Origin of the sequence: Nonomuraea antimicrobica (genome assembly GCF_039536965.1) — a bacterium.
Classification (GTDB): domain Bacteria; phylum Actinomycetota; class Actinomycetes; order Streptosporangiales; family Streptosporangiaceae; genus Nonomuraea; species Nonomuraea antimicrobica.
This window is the reverse complement of the sequence record NZ_BAAAZP010000119.1, coordinates 1-20,215: the sequence shown is the minus strand read 5'-3', so window position 1 is coordinate 20,215 and position 20,215 is coordinate 1. Positions and strand designations below refer to the sequence as shown.

Here is a 20,215-nt window from a genome sequence, read left to right as displayed (position 1 = left end):
AGCACGCCGATCCTGTCTGATTCTTTCCAAGATCTGTATCACGAAGTCAGACGCAACCCATGGGCGACGGCGGGACCCGCATGGATGACCTGCCCATTTCTCTGGTCGCCCTGCTGGTCAGCGAGGCCTGCAACATCGGTCTCACGCCCGTGATCAACCCGCACTACCGGGCGTTGACCCGTGACCGGCTGGCTCACGTGGACCAGTACTACCTCCGCGGCGACACCCTCGCCGCGGCCAACGCGGCACTGATCGGCGCCCAGTCGGCGGTGCCGATCGTGCAGTTGTGGGGCGGCGGCTTGCTCGCCTCGGTGGACGGACTGCGTTTCATCGTGCCCAAGCACAGCATCCACTCCGGCGCGTCGCCCAAGTACTTCCACTTCAAGCGCGGCATCACCTGGCTGAACGCGATCAACGACCAGGTGTCGGGTATCGGGCAGATGGTCGTGGCCGGCACCCCGCGCGACAGCCTGCACATTCTGGACGCCCTGCTGAATCTGGACGGCGGAGTGAAACCGGAGATGGTCACCACCGACAACGCCTCCTACTCCGACATGGTCTTCGGCGTGTTCGACATCCTCGGCTACCGCTTCTCACCGCGCTTCGCAGACCTGGCCGATCAGCGGCTATGGTGCGCCGACCTGCCCGAGGGGCCGCGCGGAACCTACGGGCCGCTGGAGGCGCTGGCTCGTAACAGGATCAACACCAAGAAGATCACCACGTGGTGGCCGGACATGCTCCGCGTGGCCGGATCGCTGATCACCAACCAGGTGAGGGCCTATGACCTGCTGCGCATGTTCGGTCGTGACGGTCGTCCCACCCCGCTCGGGCAGGCGTTCGCCGAGTACGGCCGGATCGCCAAGACCCTGCACCTGCTGGCGGTGATCGACCCGGTCGATGACACCTACCGGCGCCGGGTCAACCGACAGCTGACGATCCAAGAAGCCCGCCACACCTTGGCGCGGGACGTCTGCCACGGCCGGCGCGGCCGCATCCACCAGGCCTACCGTGAGGGGCAGGAAGACCCAGCTCGGCTCCCTGGGCTTGGTGCTCAACGCGATCGTCCTGTGGAACAGCCGCTATTTGAATGCGGCCGTGACGCACCTGCGTGCCCATCCGCCCAAGGATCGAGAGGTTCTCGATGAGGACGTGGCCCGGCTGTCACCGCTGAGCCAGCGGCACATCAATCTTCTCGGCCGCTACAGTTTCGCCGCCTCCCAGCCTCGCGAAGGGCTGCGGCCGCTGCGTGATCCAGCGGCTCGCGACGCCGAGGAGGATCTCGTTTAAGGGCCTGGGCCCTGGGGCTCAGCGAGAATCGACGACGCCGTGAAACGCCTGGAGGCCGGTGGACTGGCCGTTTGGACCGGGAGAAGCGGCCCTGCCGGGGTGTCGGCGGTGCACCAATCGGCGAACGGGTTACCGTTGCGCGTCGGCTTGTGCGCGGGCGCGTTCGATGTCGGGGACGTGGCTCTCGGCCCATTCCCGGACGGCACGTAGGGGTGCCAGCAGTGACCGACCGAGGCCGGTGAGGGCGTACTCGACATGCGGGGGATTTGCGGGAATCTCCGTGCGAGAGATCAGACCGTCGTACTCCATCGCGCGAAGCGTCTCGGTGAGCGCCTTCGGTGTGATCCCCCGGATGTGCGCCTTGAGCTCGGTGAATCGCATCGGCCTGTTGTCCAGCGCGTTGACGATGAACACCGTCCAGCGCGCCCCGATCCGGTGCAGAACGGTGCGACTGGGGCAGGTCGCGGCCATGATGTTGTAGGCCTTACCCATGCACGACTCCCGGTAGCCGGTAGCGTTGTAGATACCGGTATGGAATCTATACCGTCCCGGGTTGTGTCTATTCCCGATTACATGGTCCGTCCATCGATAGCTCGGCACGGCCGTTTCGTCGCAGCGATCATCATCGACTCGATCGGCACCGGTGTCTTCGTCCCCGTTTCGATGCTGTATTTCCTGGCCACGACACCGCTGACGCTGGTGCAGGTGGGCGCGGCACTGACGACGGCCGGGCTGCTGGCGCTCCCGGCGGGCCCTCTGGTCGGAGGACTGGTCGACCGGTACGGCGCCAAGCCGGTACTGCAGGCGGCAAACCTGGCCCAGGCGCTCGGCTTCGCCGGGTATCTCGTCGTGGACCAGACATGGCAGATCGCCATCTGCGCCTGGTTGAACAGTGCCGGGCGGGCGGTGTCCTTCAGCTGCTACGGCGCGACCGTCACGGCGCTGGCCGCGCCCGGCCAACGCGAGCGCTGGTTCGGTCTTCTGGGGTCGGTACGCAACCTCGGCTACGCACTCGGCGGCCTCCTCTCCGCCGTCGCGGTCAGTGTCGGTACTCACGGCGTCTACGCCGGGATCGTGATCGTCAACGCCTTGTCCTATGTCACCGCCTTCGTTCTGATGCGCGCCGTGCCGAATGTCCGTCCCGAGGCGGGCCAGGACGCTGCTGGAGGCTGGGGGCGCGTGCTCCGGGACCGGCGGTACCTGTCACTGGTCGCGCATCAACTGTGCTTCGCGATCTCCTTGTTCGCCCTCAACATCGCGATACCGGTCTACGCCGTGGACGTGCTGGGACTGCCTGGCTGGACTGCCGGCATGGTCTTCACGCTCAACACCCTGATGGTCGGCTTCGGCCAAGGCATCGTCCTCGGGTGGCTCAGCGGGCGGATCCGCAGCCGCGTCCTCGTCGCCGGACACGCCTGCTTTGCGGTCGGCTACCTCCTGTTCCTCGCCGCCGACCACGTGGCTGCGCTCGCCCTCGCGGTCGGCGTTGTGTTGCTCGGTGCAGGCAGCTACACCGTCGGTGAAATCCTCGGCGGCCCCATCACGTCGACTGTCGCCGCGGAGAGCGCCCCAGACGCTCTCCGCGGCCGGTACTTGGCCCTCAACCAGCTCGCCGTGACTGTCGCAGGAGCGGTCGCTCCGGCCGCGCTCTCCGGGTTGCTGTCCACCGGGGCAGCCGCGATCTGGCTGACCCTGGTCGGCGTCAGCGTCCTCGGAGCCGCGCTCGCCACTACGATCGGCAGAGTGGTGCCAGCGGCGCAGAGCCGCATCGGAGGTGTCTAGAGACGGGACTGGGTAGCGCGCAGCAGTTGATGAACCTGGCCGACCGATCCCGACATGCACACGGACAGCGGGCGCTCCCGGCAGCTGAATCTGTTGGCGACATTCGTCGCCAGCGCCCGCGTATCTCAGCGCTACCTTCGGATGGTTAGGCGGCTTTACCAGCAACCTGGGCATGGATCTGCTGGCCATCAGCCTGACTGGCCAGAGTTCGCGATCCGGCCAGGGATTAGCGACTGTTGCCGATCACGCTCCAGAGCCTTCAAAAAACGATCGTTTTATGAAGGTGATCATGCCTCGGTGTCAACCTGGGACTTGGATCTTCAAAAACTCGCTTCAAAAACCGCCCGCCTTCAACAACTCCCGAGACCGTTTGTTGAGAGAATTTGGTGGTGGCGACCATGCCCCCGGGTCTGCCCGACGACATCCTCACCGCCTTCCCCGCAACCCGGTCCGAGATCCGCATCGGCTACGCCCGCGTTTCCACCCACGGCCAGAGCCTCGACCGCCAGATCGACGCCCTGCAGGCGGCCGGCTGCCGCAAGATCTTCGCCGACAAGAAGTCCGGAAAGAACGCGCTCCGGCCGGAACTGCAAGCCTGCCACGCGTTCCTGACGGCTGGCGACACCCTCGTGGTGCCCGAGCTCGCCCGCTACGGTCGCAGCCTGCATGACCTCATCACCATGGTCGGCGATCTCCGCAAACGCGACATCGGCTTCACCAGCCTGCACGAGAGCCTGGACACCACCACCCCCGGCGGCCGCCTCGTCTTCCACGTCTTCGCCGCCCTGGCCGAGTTCATCCGCGAACTCATCGTCGCCGGCACCCACGAGGGCCTGGCCGCTGCGAAAGCGCGAGGTCGTACCGGAGGACGTCCCACCGTCGTCACCGCCGAACTCCTCAAAGCCGCCCGCGACCTGCTGCCGGACCCCGGACGCTCCGTCACCTCGATCGCCAAGCTCCTAGGCGTATCAGTGGGGACCCTCTACAACCACATCCCTGACCTGAACGAACTACGCGCAGCGCACCCGAAGGCGATCGATGCCCAGGCCCCGTAAGTCGCCCTGACCGCAGCGCATACGCCCATCAGGCCTGGTCGACGTCACCCTTGACCGCCGCCACGACTACCAAGATCAATCTCACCGATAACGGCTGTACCCCTGTTCCTCAGCCCCGTCGTCCAGCAGCGTGGCCCACACCTGCGCGGGCGCCTTGTCCACGAACCGCGGTGAGCGTAAGACGGCCAGCACCTGCGCCCGCTCCTGCTCGCTCAGCGCCGCTGGATGCGGTGCCGGCGCCGGGCGCGGCCCGAGCACAAGCGGCGCGGGATGACGGTGGCGGTGCACGGTGGCCCGCGACTTTCCCGACAGCGCACATGCCGCGCTCACGCCGAGCAGCGGCTCCAGCGCGGCGAACACCTCGTCGATCACTTCCTGGGCGGCGCGTCGCTGTTCGCGCTCTCGGAGAGCAGTTCCAAGAGCGCGTGCGCTTTTCCCATGATCTCCAGCGCGGCCTTGGCTTTGGCCAGCTCGCGTTCGGCCTTCTCCGCCCGCGCCCGCAGCCGCTCGTTCTCCTTCTCGGCTTCGCTCTTGCGCGTCTTCGGGCCGGACGGCTTGGCCGCCAGCGCATTCAGCGCCCCCGCGTCGCGGGCCTTGCGCCATTCGATGATGTGGGAGTGATACAGCCCCTCGCGGCGCAGCAACGCGCCCTTGGCTCCCGGCTCGGTCGCCGCGTCGTAGGCCTCAACCATCGCCAGCTTGTACTCCGGCGTGAACGAGCGCCGCTTCGGCCGATCCGATCGAAGTCTGTCTCCTTTGCCCACATCACCATCATCGGTGACATCCCTGCGAAGGTCGGCCACGGTCAAGGTCACTGTTTGAAAGATCCTGTTCTCGCCCTGCTTGAATCACAGAAGACTACTTCGTCCCCAGGTCTCACGAGAGTCTGACAGAGAGGGGGTCGGCACGGCGTGTCAGAACTCCCCATTTCTGAGAATACGAACAGTACGCATCGTCACACAGAGCTACTTTGGGGTTGGTTGCGCGGACCGAGTGGAGGGGCTGCCAATCGCGTCGTGACGCTTACGCGCACTGCCACAGGAACGTGACTTGATCACGGTGCTGGGGACACTGCACGATGAAGCCGACGCCGTTGTCGCCCCACGTGTGTGCGACGCCATGGTTGGAGTCGATCTGCAGGATCGGCTGTGTCATGCGGTGGTCGTCATGGGGGCAGCGCGGGTAGTCGGGATCTTGTACCCAGTTCGGCCAGCCGCCGAGCTTGTCGCCCTGGCGGTTGAGTGTGAAGACGACCTCGCGTTCTTCGGGGAGCAGCGCCGACTCGTCGGCCTCGCGGTAGGGATAGTCCTTGACCGCGCGGCCCCAGCCGGTGATCGGCCGTACCGGGAGCACTTGCGCTCCTTCCGGTTCCTTCACCGGGGTGACCGCGTCGGCCGGGTCAACGATCCGCACCAGATCACCGCTGGAGAACGGGTGGTAAGGGTTGCACGTGGTGCAGTGGAACAACTGCAGGAGGCCCAGGCCGAAGGCTTCGCGTGCGGCCTTCGGTGTGCGGGAAAGGTCGAGCTGGACGAAGAACGTGAGCGGCGCTTCGCAGCTCTCGCAGGCCGGCCAGACCTCGGTCGAACGCAGCCACGGCAGCCCGCCGAACTGCGACGGGTCGCCGGTCGCGGCCGGACCGTCGAGCTGTGGGAGCCAAGCGCTGCGGGTGCTGGCAGCAAGCTTTTGCCGGGCCGCCTTCGCGATCGCCGCGGGCGTCCGCGCCGCCGCGCCCGCAGCCCGCAACATCCGCACGATTTCGGTTCGGCCGTTCTCACGCGCTGCAGCGAGCGCGTTCTGGCCCCACTGGTCGCGGACCTGCAGATCGACTCCGGCATCGAGCAGGTCACGCACGATCGAGGTGCGGCCCCGGGCCGCGGCGAGCACGATCGGTGGCGCCTTGTAGTAGTTTGCCGGCGAGTCACGGTCGACACCGGCGGCGATCAGCAGTGGCACAACCTCGGGAACGTCGAAGGCGATGCACTGCCCCAGTGCGAGCACGAGCTTGTGATCCTCGATCCCGCCAACCTCAACAATCGCCCCGGCGACCGAGCCGTTCTTCTTCTGCACCGCGCTGACCAGGGCGTCACCGCGGTCCTGAGAATCTGCTGTCGGCAGCAACTCCTGCACGCGCGCCAGGAAGCCCCGGCGCACCGCCTGATCAAGGTCGAGTTCTTCGGGCCCGAGAACTTTGGCGCCTCGCTCCCGCAGGTGACGAATAATGGTCGCATCGCCGAGGTCGTCCGCGACGTCCAGCGGCCGATACAGTGCCGGCGTCACCACGTTCACGTCAGCGCCGGCGGCGAGCAGTTCGGTCACCGCGGCGGCGACGCCGCTGCGGATCGCCGCGAGCAGCGCGATTTTGCAGCCGTCCGGGTCGTCATGGTCGCCCTCCGCGCGTGCGTTCGGGTCGGCGCCAGCAGCGAGCAGGAGCTGCAAGTTCTCCACAGCACCGGCCCTGGCTGCAGCCCATAGCGGAGAGCGGTCGTCGGTCGCGGCCGGCGAGGCGCCGGCGGCGAGCAGTACCCGGACGAAGGCGGCGGCGCCGCGGCGTCGTGCAGCGTATCCAAGCCCGACGTCGAGATCCCACCGCGGCGGACGGTGAGATAACACGCACTCCAGCAGGTCAAGGCGTTCGCTCTGCGCCGCCATTTGCAGTACAGAGCCGACGTCGTCCGGCTGTTGTTTCAGGTGAGCCCCGAGTGCCGCAACGTCACCGCGCTCAAAGATCTCAGAGAGATTCATGGCCATGAACGTACAGCCTGGTACCGACATCGAATTTCCGGCCGAGTGAGGCGTCGGCACGGCAGCGACGCTCTTGCCGTGCTACCCCCTGCCCGGCCTGTAGCGCGCGGGATAGTTGGCGCATCGAGGCTGGCGCCAAAATCCGGTCCGATCCTCCAAGTAGTCGCTATTGCAGCCAGTGGAATCTCCGATCACCTGACACGTCGCCGCCCGGTGGGGATTGCGATCAGGGGGTGGAAGCTGCCTCGCGTTCGGCGAGGTACTCGTCAAGGAGGTTGAACAGGGTGTCGATGACGAGTTCTTCCTGCTCGGCGGACAGCTCCCAGTGGTCCCAGGCGGCGAGAGCGATGTGGCGCACCTGTCCTGACCAGTGGTGACTGCAGGTCTTGCCGCGGCGGGCGATGAGCCATTCCGTCCATCCCTGCAGGCCGGGTCCGCCGTGGCGCATAGCGTGCTGGTCGTAGCCTTCGAGGAAGGCCTCCAGACTTGCCAGCCGACCGCCGATAACGAACATCCCTGGTCGGCGTCTGATGGTGGCGAAGTACTCGCGCTCGCTCATTTGGGTCAGGGGCTTGGTCATGATCGATGTTCTCACCTGCGCACTTGCCAGGAGATTACTTCTGATGAAAGATTCCTTCGTTTGATGTAACCGAATGGAGGGTGACGAAGCGTGAGTCGGGACGGGGCGGTGCCGGGATCGGCGAGCTTGCAGCTTGTGGCTGGAACGGTGTTGCTGCGCCCGCAAGAGCAGGTGGCCGACGCCATGCTGGACGGGTGGCGCAATCAGCAGCTGGCGCGCAACCTCACCTTCTCCACGATCGAGGGCCGGCTGAACGCGGTGAGAGCCTTCAACCGTCATGCCGACGCCCATCCATGGGAGTGGACGCCGAAAATGGTGGACGACTGGCTCGGTGACCTGCGCGCGGTTCGGCATCTGAAGCAGTCGACCCTGCGTAACTACGCTGAGGCCGTCCGGTCGTTCTGCGCCTTCATCACCGACCCGGCCTACGGGTGGGCCGCCGAGTGCGAGCGCCGGTTCGGCACACACCCCATCCAGGTCTGCCACGAGTGGAACACCGCCACCCACCTGCAGGAGTCCGAGGCTGATCCGGCCAAGCGCGCGTTCACCCGTGAGGAGCTGCAAGCCTTCTTCGACCATGCCGGCGAGCAAGTCGAGCGGATCAGCGGAGCCGGGCGCAAAGGTTGGCTGCCCGCCTTCCGAGACGCCACCTTGTTCAAGACCGCCTACGCCTACGGACTGCGCAGGCGCGAGACGCGGATGCTCGACCTGGTCGACTTCGGCCCCAACCCTCACGCTCGCATGTTCGGCGACTTCGGGGTCTGTTACGTCCGCTTCGGCAAGGCTATGAAGGGCTCCCCGCCCAAGCGCCGCAGCGTGCTGACCGTCGGCCCGCGAGACGGTGTCGGCGGGCTGGACTGGATCGTGGAGATCCTCACACAGTGGATCGAAGAGGTCCGCCCGGCCTTCGCCAACGCGCATGGGCCCGCACTCTGGCCCTCCGAACGGAGCCTGCGCATCGGGTTCTCCCAGATGAACACCCGCTTCGCCGCCTACCGTGACGCGCTGAGACTCGATCAGGGCCTGGACTTTCACTCCTTCCGCCGCTCCTACGTCACCCACCTGATCGAGGACGGCTGGGATCCCCGGTTCGTCCAGGAGCAGGTCGGCCACGAACACGCCTCCACCACCTCGATCTACACCTGCGTCTCCTCCGACTTCCGCACCCGCACTCTGCGCAAGGCGATGGAGAGCACGGTCGACGCAGCACTGCGCACCGGAAGGAAGAACCGATGAAACGCCAGGTCAGCTACCAATGGCGGCTCCGCGAGGTCATGGCCGCCCACGGGATGTTCAACGCCACCGATCTCGCCCAGCCGCTGGCCGGCCGAGGCATCACCCTGTCATCGGTGCAGACCTGGCGCCTGGTCACCCAAAGCCCCGAACGCCTGTCGCTCCCGGTTCTGGCCGCACTCTGTGACATCTTCGACTGCACCCCGGCCGACCTCATCGCCACCAGAGCCGAGGATGCCAGGCCACGCCGCACCGCCATCGGTGAAAGCGGAGGCCCGGTGACCGATCTGGCGGCCATCCGGCCCAAGCGCGCCCGAATCCGGCCCCAGGAATGAGCAGATCCTCCGCGCAAGAGGAATACGAGCGCCAGCACATGGGCGAGTGCGTCCGTTGCGGCCGGCGGGCGTCCAAGGCCGCCAACTGGGAAGGGCTGATCTGTCGGACCTGCTGCGAGAAGGCGGCGCGCACCTACGGCATCTGCCCCGGCTGCGGCACCGACCGGCTGCTGCCGGGCCGCCGCGACGGCAAACCGGCCTGCCGGGACTGCTCGGCCATCACCCGGGACTTCCGCTGCGCCCGTTGCGGCATCGAAGCCCACCTTCTCGGCGGCCGCCTCTGCGAACGCTGCACCCTGCATGACCGGCTCGACACACTCCTGGAGGACGGCACCGGACGCGTCAACCCCGCGCTCGTCCCGCTGCATCACCTACTCACCGATATGCCGCGGCCGAAGAGCGGGCTGGCCTGGCTCAGAAGCACGAAGGTCCAGAACCTGCTGACCGAGTTGGCGACCGGAGCCATGCCGCTCTGCCACCAGGCGTTCCACGAACATCCCGATTGGCGGCCCGCGGCACATCTCCGTGACCTGCTGATGTCCTGCGGTCTGCTTCCGACGGTCGACAAACACCTGTTGCACGTCGAAAGCTGGCTGCAACGGCGCCTGGCCAAACTCGCCGACCACGAGCACCTGCCAATCCTGCAGCGGTTCGCGACCTGGCACCAGCTGGCCAAACTCCGAGAACGAGCCGCCCGCCGCCCGCTGACCGGCAGCACCGTTCCCCTGGCGACGCAAGAGTTCAACCGGGCCCACGAGTTCCTCCTTTGGCTCACACAGCGCCAATGCCCTTTGGATCGGTTGAGCCAAGTTGACGTTGACCTCTGGCACGCCACTCACAAACCTCATGAGCATCGTTCCCTGCGCGCTTTCCTCACCTGGGCGATGCGCACCGGGCGCGCGCCACGAGGGCTCAACCTGCCACGGCTGAACCGGGTGGAAGGCCGACCGCTCACCCAGCACCGGCGGCTTGAACTCCTGCACCTGACGCTGGACGACAGGGCAGGGCCGGTCCGGTCGCGAGCTGCGGCCTGCCTCATGCTGCTCTATGCCCAGCCCGCCAGCCGCATCGTCCGGCTCACCCTCGACGACATCGTCCACGACTCCGACGGTCAGGTCCTCATCCGTCTGGGCGACCCACCGACACCGGTCCCCGACCCCTTTTCCGAGCTTCTACTCCAAGCCAAAGCCGAGCGCAGCAACATGAACACGGCTACCAACGTCGATGCCCGTTGGCTCTTCCCCGGACGCCGAGCCGGCCAGCCTCTCCATCACCGCAGCCTCGCCGATCTGGTCCGCGACCTCAATCGTTATCTTGGGTCTTTCCCTCTTCCTGCAGTTCAGAGCGATATGATCTTGTCAGGCACGTAAGGCATGTTGGCTGGCGCTCAAAGCACCTTGCGGCGGCTGAAAGAACTTGGGATCGACCCGGACCTGGATCTCAGACTCCTGCTTGACGTGGGGTCGGGACGCCGCCCAGGCGGTGGAAGCGCTGGCGGGGCCGCTGACCCACGTTCCTGGTGGCGTCCACCGCCGTCTCCACCTGGCCGGAAGCGATGCGGCAGCCGGTCCGCCTCCGGGCTCCAAGCCGCCTCAATCTGAAAGATCTTCCTGGCTTGCCGGTTGGCTGGATGCTCGTCCGTCGGCGCCGCCCCACAGGTGTCACGGGCGCTGACGGTAAGGGGAAACGTCTTCGACCACTGAGGAAGGCCGGCCCCGCGCTTCGAGAGGCGCGGGATCGGCCGCGTCACCAGAAGAGCGATGGATCGTTCCCAAATCGTATTGACCACCTCTGGCCATGAGTCTTGCGCGAGAACGCCGGGTGGGAGAGAAGGGAAGTCTGCGACTCACGGGAGGGGGCGCGAATGAAGCGCGCCAGGACGATTTCAGCGAGCACCGGACCGACTGTCGAGAGGGCGAAACAGGGAGAGGCTCTCAAGCTGGTCGCCCAGGAGCACACCGACCTGCCGAAGGGAGCCGTGGTCCGGCTGCTGCCGTGGATCTTACAGGTCCAGAACGCGCCCACCCAGCCCGTCAGAGTCGGACGGGTGCAGATCAGCCCCACCCCCCGTACCCCCTCCCCTTACGGGAGCAGGATGGGCGACCACACGATCGCCTGGACCGTGCACCTGGACGTGATCAAGGCGGAGCTGTACGGCAAGACGCTGGAAGAGGCGGTCGACTGGCTGGAGAATACCCACAACGCCGCCGCCTTGTGGATGGAAGACAGCGCCAGCCCCCAGATGCAGATGCTGAAGTGGCTGAGCGACTACGAGCAGCGCATCCCGCTGCTGGAGGACTCCTGCCACCGCACGCGCGACTTCATCAGGGCCGCGCGGAACGGATTGGACGCCGGGATGCACCGCGAGACCGCGGCCGGTCTCAGCTCGGCCATTGCCCATCACCTGGCCTACGTCAACTACCTGCCGTACTCCACCGTACGCAACCTGACCTCGCGCGGGTCGATCGGCTCGGCCGAGGCCCACGCCCGCGGCGTCGTCATGTACTCCGAGCGGTACATCGTGAAGGAGCAGCTCGAGCACCAGCAGGCGCAGGCGCTGCACCCGGCGGCGGGCGGCATGCCGTCGCTGTTCAGGCAGGGCGCGGAGTACTTCGCGCGGCCGCCGGAGCCGGAGGCGGTCAAGGCGGCGCTGTGGCGGCTGTTCTCCTTCGACGCCGCGTTACGCGAGACCGGCCTGGCCTACGCGATCGACCCGGACAGCATCGGCAAGAACCGTTCTGACAACCAGGTGCTGGGCGAGATGGCCGCCAACCTGACCGGGAACCTGCACCGCCGCGCTTCCTTCAGCCTGGATCTGCAGCGGATGCAGGCGACGGCGGACGAGATCGCTGAGAGGCTGCGTAAGGTCACCGACCAGCAGCACCTGTTCAAGGCCGCGCTGACCTTGCGCAACTGCGCCCGAGACCTGCCCAACGTGTGGGGCGACGAGCAGAAGGAACTGGCCAGGTCGCTCAAGACCTACCGCACCCAGATCGGCCGCCACCTGGGCCTGGCCAAGGTGGAGGCGACCGGCGAGCAGCACCTGGCCGCCTCGGCTCCGCGACGCGTGGTGCAGATCATGTCGTCGCTGCTCCACGAGCACCAGCGGCTGTGCGCCACGGCGTACCCCTTCGGCGTGGCCTTCTCCGGCTTCCTGCAGCCCAGTCCGGGGCAGGCCGCGGTGACCCAGCTCAAGCAGCAGATCGCGGCGCTCTACCCCAAGCTCAACCTCGGCACCCGGCAGGCGGGCGAGATCCTGGCGGCCGTGGAGGCAGCGCTGGACGCGATGGCCCTGCCCGCCACCGACCAGATCAAGCCGTGGGTCGTCGACGACACCCACGACCCGCTTGTGGTGGTCTACGAGCCGGGCAAGCCGCTCGTGATCAACGGACGCCCGGGGGCGCCGGCCGGCGTCTCCGGCATGGGCTGCCACACCACCGCGTGGGTCATCCAGAGCACCGCCGTGCAGAAACTGCTGCTGCGCACGCGAACGGACGATGAGGCGCTGCTCACGCTGGACCAGGCCGTAGGCCGTGACCTGGCCTCACCGGTCATGGCGCTCGACCGGCTGCTGCCGCTGGCGCAGCTGGCGGGCGGCCAGCTCCACGCGCTGTTCCAGGCGGCCTACGACACGCTGAGCGTGGAGACGCCCAGCGAGGCGGCCACCGCCTACCTGACCTTCCGCAACCTGCTGCCCTTCGCCACGGTGGATCCGGGTGACCGCGGCGGGCACGGCGAGAGCCTGACCGCCACGGAGGCCGACACGTTCGACGCCAAGGCGCTCAAGGAGCAGATCGGTCTCTCGGTCGCCGAACGCGGGCGCGTCTGGGCGGCGCTGTGCCGGCAGCTCACAGCGGTGGCCACGGAACTGGAGGAGACCCTGCTGGAAGAGGATGAGGACAGCTGGAACACCGACACCACGATCATGGAGGCGGTCAACCAGTCGATCGCGAGACTGCGCAACCAGGCGCTGCTGCTGCGCGCGGGCACGGAAGGCGACGTGGGTAAGGAGATCATGGACGCCCGCCGGCAGGAGCACAGTGCCCTCTACCGGCAGGCCCACTCCTGAGCCGAGGCCGCCCGGGCTCCCCTCCGCGAGGGAGCCCGGGCGGGCGTGATCACTCGACGGCGCCCACTACGTCAGGAGGTTCTGGTACCAGGTGTCGTAGGGGGTAGACCAAGTACGAGAGCAGGGGCAGTGTCCTCGGCTCGCCTAGGAGTTGCTGATCAGTGGGTACGCCGCCGGGGCGCGAGGACCTCGGTGGCCTTGGCGATGGCTTCGGCACCGGGTTTGACGTAGCACATGGCGGTGCGGGGGTTTTGTGCCCGGTCTTGCCCATGATGAGCTGCAGCGGGATCTCGGCGTCGCCGAGGTGGGTGGCGGCGCTGTGGCGTAGCTGGTGCAGGTCGAGGCTGGCGTATTTGTCCAGCAGGATGCGGGCGCATAGCCGAGCCGGGCGCGGCCGGTGTGCGGGCAGAGGTTGGCGGCCGCCGGGCGGCGGGCGGGGACGGGGCGGCGTTCGGACAGGAACAGCGGACCGTGGGTGCGGGGTGCTGCCATCGGGGAGCCGGAGCAGGCGAGGCAGCAGGTGAGCGGTGCCGCTGTCCCAGTACACCCACTCGACGGCGCTACCTTTGGAGCGGACGGGGGCGCGGCGGTGCTCCAGGTCGAGGTCCTCGACGTTCAGCGCCAGGATCTCGGAGGCCCGGGCGGCGGTCTCATAGAGCATCCGCCGCAGCGCCCGCTCCCGCAGGGGGATGTCGCGGCGCGACAGCAGCCGGTGGATCGTGGTCTTGGCCACGGCGCGGGTCTCGTCGGCGCTCTCCTTTGCGACGTTCGGCGTCAGCCGGGACCGACGGGGCGGCCCAGTGCTTCTTGGCGTGGCACCAGGACAGCCAGGAGACGATGGCGGCGCGGTTGCCGAAACGGCAAGATCCGGTGGCGCCGCCCCCTGGTTCTCTCCAAGGTCGCCAAGATCGACGAACGCCAGGTAAGGCCCCATCCTCCCGAACGTGTCCCTAACCCCAAACTAAGCTGATCTGCGCAGGTCAACCGGTTCCCGAGAAGATCGTGTTCTCGGGAACGGAGACGGTCACGACTTTGAGAACACGCACAGCTGAGAGGCAAAACCCCAGCTCGGCACCTCTGTGAACAGGGCTGTGTCGCTAGTTGGCGGCTGGGGGCCACCTGCGGGAGAAGGACGCCGGACACCCAGGTCTCGAGCGACCCGCTGGTAGTCGTCCAGAACGACGATCTTCATTCGGACATCGTGCGACTACGATCACTGGGTGACGTTCGCGGGGAATTGGGAGCATCTGGAACCGGCTACCAGGGAGGCCTACCGGCGCTTCGACGCCCTCACCGAGCAGGGCCTCGACCCCGGACCTGGCACCGACTGGCGCCTCTACGGCACCTACGCCCACACTAAGCTCTGGCTCGGCCCGCAGGGCGGCCACGACTACGACGAGCGCGTCCTGCGCCTGGTCCGCACCGTGGCCGGGCGCGCCGTCGACTGGACGCCCAACGACGCCTGGAACCTGGCCGAACGCGCCGGCTACTGGGCCCGCCAGGGCCACACCCGCCATGAGGAGCTCTATCGGATCCCGCTGTCGGCCGCCCACCTGCTCCATCCGCAACAGCGCCGCGACCTGTTCGGCCACCTGACGGACCTCGGAGAGCTCCAGCCGCTCCTGGAGAGCCTGCTCACCGAGGAGGGCCCAGCCGGTGCGGTCAGGAACGTGATCGGGGAGGCCGACCCCTTCGCCACGATGCTAGCCGAGGAGTACGGCCTTCGCCTGGCCGGAATGCTGCCGCTGCTGCGTCACTGGGCCACCGCTGACACACCGGCCCCAGGCGACGGCTGGTTGCCGGTCGTCTGCGACCTGCTCACTCCTGAGGCCATCGCCCTGGTCCACGAGCTGGTCACCCGCCTGGCCGCCTACCGGGGCGGCCCGTTCGTCTGCCACCACGCCGACATCAGCTGGAGCGAGGACCGCTTCCTGAAGGGCCGGACCGTTTCGGCGGCGCGCGGCCTGATCTGGACCTGCGAGGTCATTGACGAACCTTGGATCCCGTCACTGCTCGCCGACGCCGCCGTCACCTGCGGCACCGGCCACGATGGCCCCGGCTCCACCTGCCGCAGCGAGACCGTCGCCAACGGGGCTGTCGGCGTGCTGGCCCGCCGGGGCGGGCCCGAGACCGTCACCCCACTGGCGCTCATTCAGACGCGGGTGCGGGCGGCGTCCGTACAGGAGAATGTCACTCGCGCGCTCGACGCGCTCGCCGACGCGGCCGCGCTGACCCGCGACCAGTTACTCGACCGCACTCTGCCCGCCACCGCCGCCACGCCCGGAGAGATCGAGCAGGCGCGCACGGCCGCGCGCCATCGCCTGGAGCAGGCGCTCATCCACCAGCGTGAATGGACCTGGCGTGAGGTCGGTGAACACGTCCTCGACCACCCCGTCACTGGCCCCGACGCACGCACCCTGGTGTGGCGGATCCCCGGCGGCCCCTCTGGCCTGCCAGTCAGAACCGTCGACGGCTGGGAACTGGCCGGGCGCCGTCCCGAGGGCCCTGTCGCCTTGTGGCACCCGGCCGACGCAAGCGCCGAGGAGGTGGGTGCGTGGCGCGAGAGGGGTCTGGCGCAGCCGTTCGAACAAGTCCTCCGCGAGGTGTACGCGGAAGAGCCGGACAGTGTCGCCGGTCACGTCGTGCGCTACGGCCTGGCCCGGACGGAGCTGATCCGGCACGGCTGGACCGGCGTGTCGATCGGCTACTGGGAGCACGACTGTCACGAGGGGCAGGGCGAGGTGGTGCGCGACCTTGCGGGCTGGCAGGCCCGCTGGCTCCTGCGCGTTGTCGAGGGTATGTCCGACGAGGGCTGGGACCTGGACGCGCTGTGCGCGACCAACCCGATGACCTTCCACCGCGACGGCCAGGAGGTGCCGGCGGCGTCGGTGCCGGCGCTGGTGCGGTCGGAGATCCTCCGAGAGGCCGACCTCACAGTCGCCGCCGCTTCGGCCGGCCCAGACGCCCAGCACCTGGTCGACCATTACGACGGATATTGGCACTAGAAGTTATGCAGCACCGACGGACGACACCTCGATCGACTTCTCCGAGCTGTCGCCGAGCAGGTCCTCCCTGGGGTGGTGGGTGCGGACATGGCGGGCGAGTTCGGTCAGTTCAGAGCAGGCGGCCGTGAGTTCCTGCACCAGCCGGGCGTCACTGTCACGCAGCCGATGTGTGGGGCTCAATAACTCGAACCACTACCAGTGCAGAGCTCTTCGTCCGGTGGGCGGAAGAGCCTAGGGCACCGAGCAGCCCGGCCGGGTCGACTGGGATCATAGTTCGTGATCTTGTCCAACCGGATCTTCGTAGCGTTGGGTTGGGCGGCCCTCTCTGTCACAGGCTTGTCAAGACGTTGAGAGTATTACCGGATCGCCCCTTTATCGCCCCTTGTGAGATGTTGTCGCGCTCCAACGGGGGCGATTGGATCTAGGGAGTGATCTTCTTCGGTGCGTCGCCAACGGGGGAATTCCGGCCGCACCGCCACGCATCACGATCACTCATCTCCCCTTTGCACGCCTGGGTAAGACTCGCCCTCAAGGAGGCCATGCCCCATGTCCGATGCCCCCCTGCTGCACTACAGCACCAGCACCGCGCCCCTCCAGGCAGGCAGCCCCGACAAACCCGCCGCCAACATCATCGACATCACCGTCTCCAGCCCTGCCGGCCAGAAGATCTACTGCAACACGATCGACATCGCCGTCCCAATCAGCGCACCCGACGACGCAGGCGCATACTTCACCGAGAACCCGCAATCCTCGATCACCGGCAAATGGAGCCCCGCGTCCGCCCAGATGAAGACCGGGCAGGAACTCGGCCTCGCCCCGGCGACGAACTACTACCACGTCATCTTCCAGGCCCCGCCCATACCCGGCTTCGACCTCATCGACAAACCGCTGACAATCAGCATCACCGGCAACGTCGCTGCCACCCCCGGCAGCACGCTCACCTGCCCGACCACCGAAAGCTCCGGCACAACCAGCGGCAAATACACCCGCAAGACACCCCAGGAACTGACCTGGGACACCGCGGAGCCCGTCTTCTACCTGCACAACTTCCTGGCCAGCGCCCCGGACAAGCCAACCATCCCCAAGACCAAGTTCAACGCCGGGGATAAGGTCTACTTCACCTGGGAGAGCAACGGCGACTCCTACCACCTGTACGACGGCGACGGCACAGTTCTCCACGAAGGCAGCGAGACTTCCTGGACCATCCCAGCGGGCACGATCGCCAACGACACCACCTTCACCCTGAAGGCGTCCAAGAAGAACGCCAACGGGTTCGAGACGGTCGACCAGTACGCCACCATCACCATCACGATCACCAACCCGACACTGAGCCAAATGACCGTCACCAACGGCACGCACACGCCCTGGGTCCAAGGAACTGTGGACGGGAAGGAGGGCCGCGTCACCTTCTCCGATGCGGGCGTGGAGGTCGCCAACAACGCGGGGAGTTTGGGGACCCTGCAGGCCGACAAGGCCGACCTCAACGGCGTGAGCACCATATGGGTACAGGGGACCGGGACCAACCCCGGGCGGATCAGCTTCCCCAAGGAAGGGCTGAACGTGACTCGGGCGGGCGGCCAGCTCTGGGGAACCGTCTTCGCCGAACGTGTGACCGGGGGCAACCCCGACGACGGGCAGATCACCTTCACCACGGAAGGGCTGAACGTGCTTCGGGCGGGCGGCGATGCCTGGGGAACCGTCTTCGCCGACAAGGCCAACCTCAACGGTGTGAACACCAACTGGGTACAGGGGAAAAGCACCGACGACGGATGGATCAGCTTCCCCAAGGAAGGGCTGCATGTGTACCAGGGGCAGGGAAATCAAAACTGGGGGACTGTGGCGGCCGACAAGGCCGACCTCAACACCTTGAAGGTCAAATACCTATAGTTAGACGCCGACGACGGATGGACCTGCGTCCCCACCGACGGCACCTGCCAGTCCTGGGGACTGATGTGTCAAGCATGCCGCGGGACAGGACAGGACAGGAGGAGAGAACGGCAAGCTGCTGTGAGTCCCCGGCAGACAGCACGACTCGATGGGCGGGACGCAGGCCGCTCGGCCCGGCGGGCGGTCCAGGCGGTGTCCGCTGGTTCTCTGCCGAGGTGAAATCCCGCTCGTTCAAGCTCTCCGCCGAGATGAAGGACGGCAAGGTCACCGACACCGTACGGCGCATCCCCTGAGCGGCCTGATCACAGGTATCGGTCAGGCAGTGCCTCTCCGGTACTCGCGGTGGAACATCGTCGCGGTCAAATGGGCGTAGACATGTTCAGCCTGGCGCCGCCGCCGTCAGGGTTGTCTCGCTGCGCCCGGCCAGCCCCGAAGCCGTCGAGCGGGCCCGTGGCCAGATCCTGGAGTACCCGCCCAAGCTGCTGTTCCCGCCCGCCGACGGGGAGAACCGTCCATTGCGTGTCGTCACCCACGGCAGGAACGCCGAACGGGCCTGGGCCATGAGCCTCCACGGCCTTGACAACGAGGTCCCACCGGACGCTGTCGAAAAACTTCTGGATGTCGAGGTCGATCACCCAATCCCGCTTCCAACAGCGCTGCCGGCAGCGCTCCACCGCATCCAGAGCCGATTTCCCGGGCCGGTAGCCGTAGGAGTCCTCATGGAACACAGGGTCCACGCGAATTCCCAGATGCCTGGCTACCACGGTCTGGGCGACACGGTCGGCAACCGTGGGAATACCGAGCATTCTCATGCCGCCACCGTGCTGTTTCGGGATCTCCACCGCACGCACCGGAGGAGGAAAGTATGTCCCCGACGACATTCGATTTCAGATCTTGTACAGGTTTCCCTGCAGATCAGCCTCAAAGTCGTCGATGGACTGCCCATCCACCCCCGGCGCACCCTTATTCGCCTTCACTTCACACCAAGACTCCCAGACCTCCCGCTTCGAGATATCGAACGGCTTGCCTTGCGCTTTCAGCTCGTTCACCCAGCTCCTCCCGGATATCCCGGTTGACCGACCGAACAACAGCCACGGATGACCCGGCCCCTTCGCTCCGCCCCCATTACAGGGGCCTCATCGCTACTACGAGCCGGTCCGCCGACGTGCCCCGCGACGGTACTCAAGCCCTACCGGGCACACCTGACTCGGGCACTCCCTCTCGCCACCCAGGTGGGTGATCGGTATCGGGGCACGCCTTCTCACGTTCCACGCGGGAGCAGCAGACCGGACTCGCGTCGCCTCCATGCCGGGCACCGCCTGGCCAATAAACGGGCACCCGCCAGACTTATCCCGGATCCGCTTCCACGCCCCGGTTTCGATGCCATCTGTAGATTTTCGACACGTCCGCAGCGATTCGCTTGCCCTCGCCTTTCCGGTCCCCACCTGACGCCTCGCAGGCGCCTTTTCCTCGATCGCTCACCACGACGGTCTTCAGCCAACGCAGCACGAGGCGGTTTGGAATCTCCCCCCGCAGGGCGACTCCGAAGGGCCATAACCTTCATCTCCCACGCAGCATTGCAATCAGAGATGTCCGCCTACATAACATTCCTCCTGCATTCGTGACACACGGAAGCGATCTTCAAGCTTCCCTCTGCACCCCAGGTCGCTGAGTAGGCCCGGGGCGCGGTGCCGGGATCGCTCCCGGTCCGTTTCCCCGGACCTCTCGCCGAACCCGCCGTGCCAGTCTCCTGGCAACGGGCTCTCCACGGGCTCTGCCGTTAGACGTGGTTCAGGGGCCAGGGGTTGGGGATCATGTCGCCTCGGTAGCGATATCGGGTGACCGAGATCGCCGAGACCGGACGCAACGCGATCTCGCCCGCCGTGATCGGCTGCCACTGTCCCCAGGGGGTGGCGAACCGGCGGCGGACGTCCGTCCAATTCCAGCGGTGCCGCGTCTGCAGCATGCGGATGACTCGCCTCCAGGCGAAGTTCTCCAGCATGCAGAAGACGCCCTTGGCGACCGCGTGTCTGAAATAGTTGGCCCAGTCGTGCATGACCTGGTTCAACCGGGTCAGCACATATCCCAGCTCCATCTGCGATGACCTGTGGGTAAGGGCACGGATCTTTGCCTTCAACGATCGGATAGGCCGGTCGGCGATGAAGGTGTAGACGTACCACTGAGGCTTTTTCAACCCGTGGCGGCGGGGGTGCTGGTCACAGCATGATCGCGAGCTG

18 protein-coding genes and 1 pseudogene are annotated in these 20,215 nt (G+C 66.8%); 9 read left to right on the top strand and 10 right to left on the bottom strand.

The window, feature by feature from the left end:
- Positions 1 to 59 precede the first annotated feature (59 nt).
- Positions 60 to 1,287: pseudogene (locus ABD844_RS32910) on the top strand (transposase); the annotation flags it as partial.
- 129 nt (positions 1,288 to 1,416) lie between these two features.
- Here the strand turns inward: ABD844_RS32910 and ABD844_RS32905 are convergent.
- On the bottom strand, positions 1,417 to 1,779 hold the full coding sequence (locus ABD844_RS32905) for a winged helix-turn-helix transcriptional regulator (RefSeq protein ID WP_344886653.1): 363 nt from the start codon (positions 1,777 to 1,779) through the stop codon (positions 1,417 to 1,419).
- 63 nt (positions 1,780 to 1,842) lie between these two features.
- On the opposite strand from ABD844_RS32905, the gene ABD844_RS32900 reads away from it, so the two are divergent.
- Together ABD844_RS32900 and ABD844_RS32895 are read left to right on the top strand one after the other, a co-directional pair.
- Positions 1,843 to 3,069: an MFS transporter gene (locus ABD844_RS32900; protein ID WP_344886651.1), complete on the top strand. Its 1,227-nt coding sequence runs from the start codon at positions 1,843 to 1,845 to the stop codon at positions 3,067 to 3,069.
- Positions 3,070 to 3,467: 398 nt separating this feature from the next.
- Entirely contained in the window at positions 3,468 to 4,124 is a 657-nt protein-coding gene (locus ABD844_RS32895) for a recombinase family protein (protein WP_344886657.1), read from the top strand.
- Positions 4,125 to 4,205: 81 nt separating this feature from the next.
- Here ABD844_RS32895 and ABD844_RS32890 read toward each other — a convergent pair whose 3' ends face one another.
- From ABD844_RS32890 to ABD844_RS32875, 4 genes are all read right to left on the bottom strand, one after another.
- Positions 4,206 to 4,496, bottom strand: a complete 291-nt coding sequence (locus ABD844_RS32890; RefSeq protein WP_344886649.1) for a hypothetical protein — start codon at positions 4,494 to 4,496, stop codon at positions 4,206 to 4,208.
- Positions 4,493 to 4,939 (bottom strand): transposase, encoded by a 447-nt coding sequence (locus tag ABD844_RS32885; RefSeq protein WP_344886647.1) that lies wholly within the window; start codon positions 4,937 to 4,939, stop codon positions 4,493 to 4,495. Before ABD844_RS32885 ends, ABD844_RS32890 begins: the two co-directional genes overlap by 4 nt.
- A gap of 208 nt (positions 4,940 to 5,147) precedes the next feature.
- Positions 5,148 to 6,869: an ankyrin repeat domain-containing protein gene (locus ABD844_RS32880; RefSeq protein ID WP_344886645.1), complete on the bottom strand. Its 1,722-nt coding sequence runs from the start codon at positions 6,867 to 6,869 to the stop codon at positions 5,148 to 5,150.
- Between the two features lie 226 nt (positions 6,870 to 7,095).
- Entirely contained in the window at positions 7,096 to 7,449 is a 354-nt protein-coding gene (locus ABD844_RS32875; RefSeq protein ID WP_344886643.1) for a hypothetical protein, read from the bottom strand.
- Between the two features lie 135 nt (positions 7,450 to 7,584).
- Here ABD844_RS32875 and ABD844_RS32870 point away from each other — a divergent pair, with 135 nt between their 5' ends.
- The 4 genes from ABD844_RS32870 to ABD844_RS32855 all read left to right on the top strand — a co-directional run bounded on the left by ABD844_RS32870 (position 7,585) and on the right by ABD844_RS32855 (position 13,086).
- A complete protein-coding gene (locus ABD844_RS32870; protein WP_344886641.1) occupies positions 7,585 to 8,685 on the top strand; it encodes a tyrosine-type recombinase/integrase in 1,101 nt (366 codons plus the stop codon).
- Positions 8,682 to 9,017 carry a helix-turn-helix domain-containing protein gene (locus ABD844_RS32865; RefSeq protein WP_344886639.1) on the top strand — a complete coding sequence of 112 codons (336 nt, stop codon included), beginning with the start codon at positions 8,682 to 8,684 and terminating at the stop codon, positions 9,015 to 9,017. The genes ABD844_RS32870 and ABD844_RS32865 overlap by 4 nt, the downstream gene beginning before the upstream one ends.
- Positions 9,014 to 10,387 carry a hypothetical protein gene (locus ABD844_RS32860; protein WP_344886637.1) on the top strand — a complete coding sequence of 458 codons (1,374 nt, stop codon included), beginning with the start codon at positions 9,014 to 9,016 and terminating at the stop codon, positions 10,385 to 10,387. The genes ABD844_RS32865 and ABD844_RS32860 overlap by 4 nt, the downstream gene beginning before the upstream one ends.
- A gap of 494 nt (positions 10,388 to 10,881) precedes the next feature.
- A complete protein-coding gene (locus ABD844_RS32855) occupies positions 10,882 to 13,086 on the top strand; it encodes a hypothetical protein (protein WP_344886635.1) in 2,205 nt (734 codons plus the stop codon).
- A gap of 49 nt (positions 13,087 to 13,135) precedes the next feature.
- On the opposite strand, the gene ABD844_RS32850 is transcribed toward ABD844_RS32855, so the two are convergent.
- The gene (locus ABD844_RS32850; RefSeq protein ID WP_344886633.1) at positions 13,136 to 13,819 is read right to left on the bottom strand and encodes a site-specific integrase; all 684 of its coding nucleotides are present in this window, start codon (positions 13,817 to 13,819) and stop codon (positions 13,136 to 13,138) included.
- Positions 13,820 to 14,306: 487 nt separating this feature from the next.
- Between ABD844_RS32850 and ABD844_RS32845 the strand changes: the two genes are divergently transcribed.
- Positions 14,307 to 16,091 (top strand): DUF4132 domain-containing protein, encoded by a 1,785-nt coding sequence (locus ABD844_RS32845; protein WP_344886631.1) that lies wholly within the window; start codon positions 14,307 to 14,309, stop codon positions 16,089 to 16,091.
- Positions 16,092 to 16,094: 3 nt separating this feature from the next.
- Here the strand turns inward: ABD844_RS32845 and ABD844_RS32840 are convergent, their stop codons facing one another.
- On the bottom strand, positions 16,095 to 16,271 hold the full coding sequence (locus ABD844_RS32840) for a hypothetical protein (RefSeq protein WP_344886629.1): 177 nt from the start codon (positions 16,269 to 16,271) through the stop codon (positions 16,095 to 16,097).
- Positions 16,272 to 16,637: 366 nt separating this feature from the next.
- Here ABD844_RS32840 and ABD844_RS32835 point away from each other — a divergent pair, with 366 nt between their 5' ends.
- Positions 16,638 to 17,978 carry a hypothetical protein gene (locus ABD844_RS32835; RefSeq protein ID WP_344886627.1) on the top strand — a complete coding sequence of 447 codons (1,341 nt, stop codon included), beginning with the start codon at positions 16,638 to 16,640 and terminating at the stop codon, positions 17,976 to 17,978.
- A gap of 359 nt (positions 17,979 to 18,337) precedes the next feature.
- Here the strand turns inward: ABD844_RS32835 and ABD844_RS32830 are convergent, their stop codons facing one another.
- The 3 genes from ABD844_RS32830 to ABD844_RS32820 form a co-directional block, all read right to left on the bottom strand.
- The gene (locus tag ABD844_RS32830; protein ID WP_344886625.1) at positions 18,338 to 18,829 is read right to left on the bottom strand and encodes a reverse transcriptase domain-containing protein; all 492 of its coding nucleotides are present in this window, start codon (positions 18,827 to 18,829) and stop codon (positions 18,338 to 18,340) included.
- Between the two features lie 36 nt (positions 18,830 to 18,865).
- Complete coding sequence (locus ABD844_RS32825) at positions 18,866 to 19,027, bottom strand: hypothetical protein (protein ID WP_344886622.1); 162 nt, start codon at positions 19,025 to 19,027, stop codon at positions 18,866 to 18,868.
- A 731-nt stretch (positions 19,028 to 19,758) separates the two neighbouring features.
- The gene (locus tag ABD844_RS32820; protein ID WP_344886655.1) at positions 19,759 to 20,115 is read right to left on the bottom strand and encodes a group II intron maturase-specific domain-containing protein; all 357 of its coding nucleotides are present in this window, start codon (positions 20,113 to 20,115) and stop codon (positions 19,759 to 19,761) included.
- Positions 20,116 to 20,215 lie beyond the last annotated feature (100 nt).

Excerpts from the sequence above, each read along its gene's own strand:
- ABD844_RS32905 (WP_344886653.1), bottom strand. The coding sequence starts at position 1,779 with ATGGGTAAGGCCTACAACATCATGGCCGCGACCTGCCCCAGTCGCACC.
- ABD844_RS32895 (WP_344886657.1), top strand. The coding sequence starts at position 3,468 with ATGCCCCCGGGTCTGCCCGACGACATCCTCACCGCCTTCCCCGCAACC.
- ABD844_RS32880 (WP_344886645.1), bottom strand. The coding sequence starts at position 6,869 with ATGAATCTCTCTGAGATCTTTGAGCGCGGTGACGTTGCGGCACTCGGG.
- ABD844_RS32875 (WP_344886643.1), bottom strand. The coding sequence starts at position 7,449 with ATGACCAAGCCCCTGACCCAAATGAGCGAGCGCGAGTACTTCGCCACC.
- ABD844_RS32865 (WP_344886639.1), top strand. The coding sequence starts at position 8,682 with ATGAAACGCCAGGTCAGCTACCAATGGCGGCTCCGCGAGGTCATGGCC.
- ABD844_RS32860 (WP_344886637.1), top strand. The coding sequence starts at position 9,014 with ATGAGCAGATCCTCCGCGCAAGAGGAATACGAGCGCCAGCACATGGGC.
- ABD844_RS32855 (WP_344886635.1), top strand. The coding sequence starts at position 10,882 with ATGAAGCGCGCCAGGACGATTTCAGCGAGCACCGGACCGACTGTCGAG.
- ABD844_RS32835 (WP_344886627.1), top strand. The coding sequence starts at position 16,638 with ATGTCCGATGCCCCCCTGCTGCACTACAGCACCAGCACCGCGCCCCTC.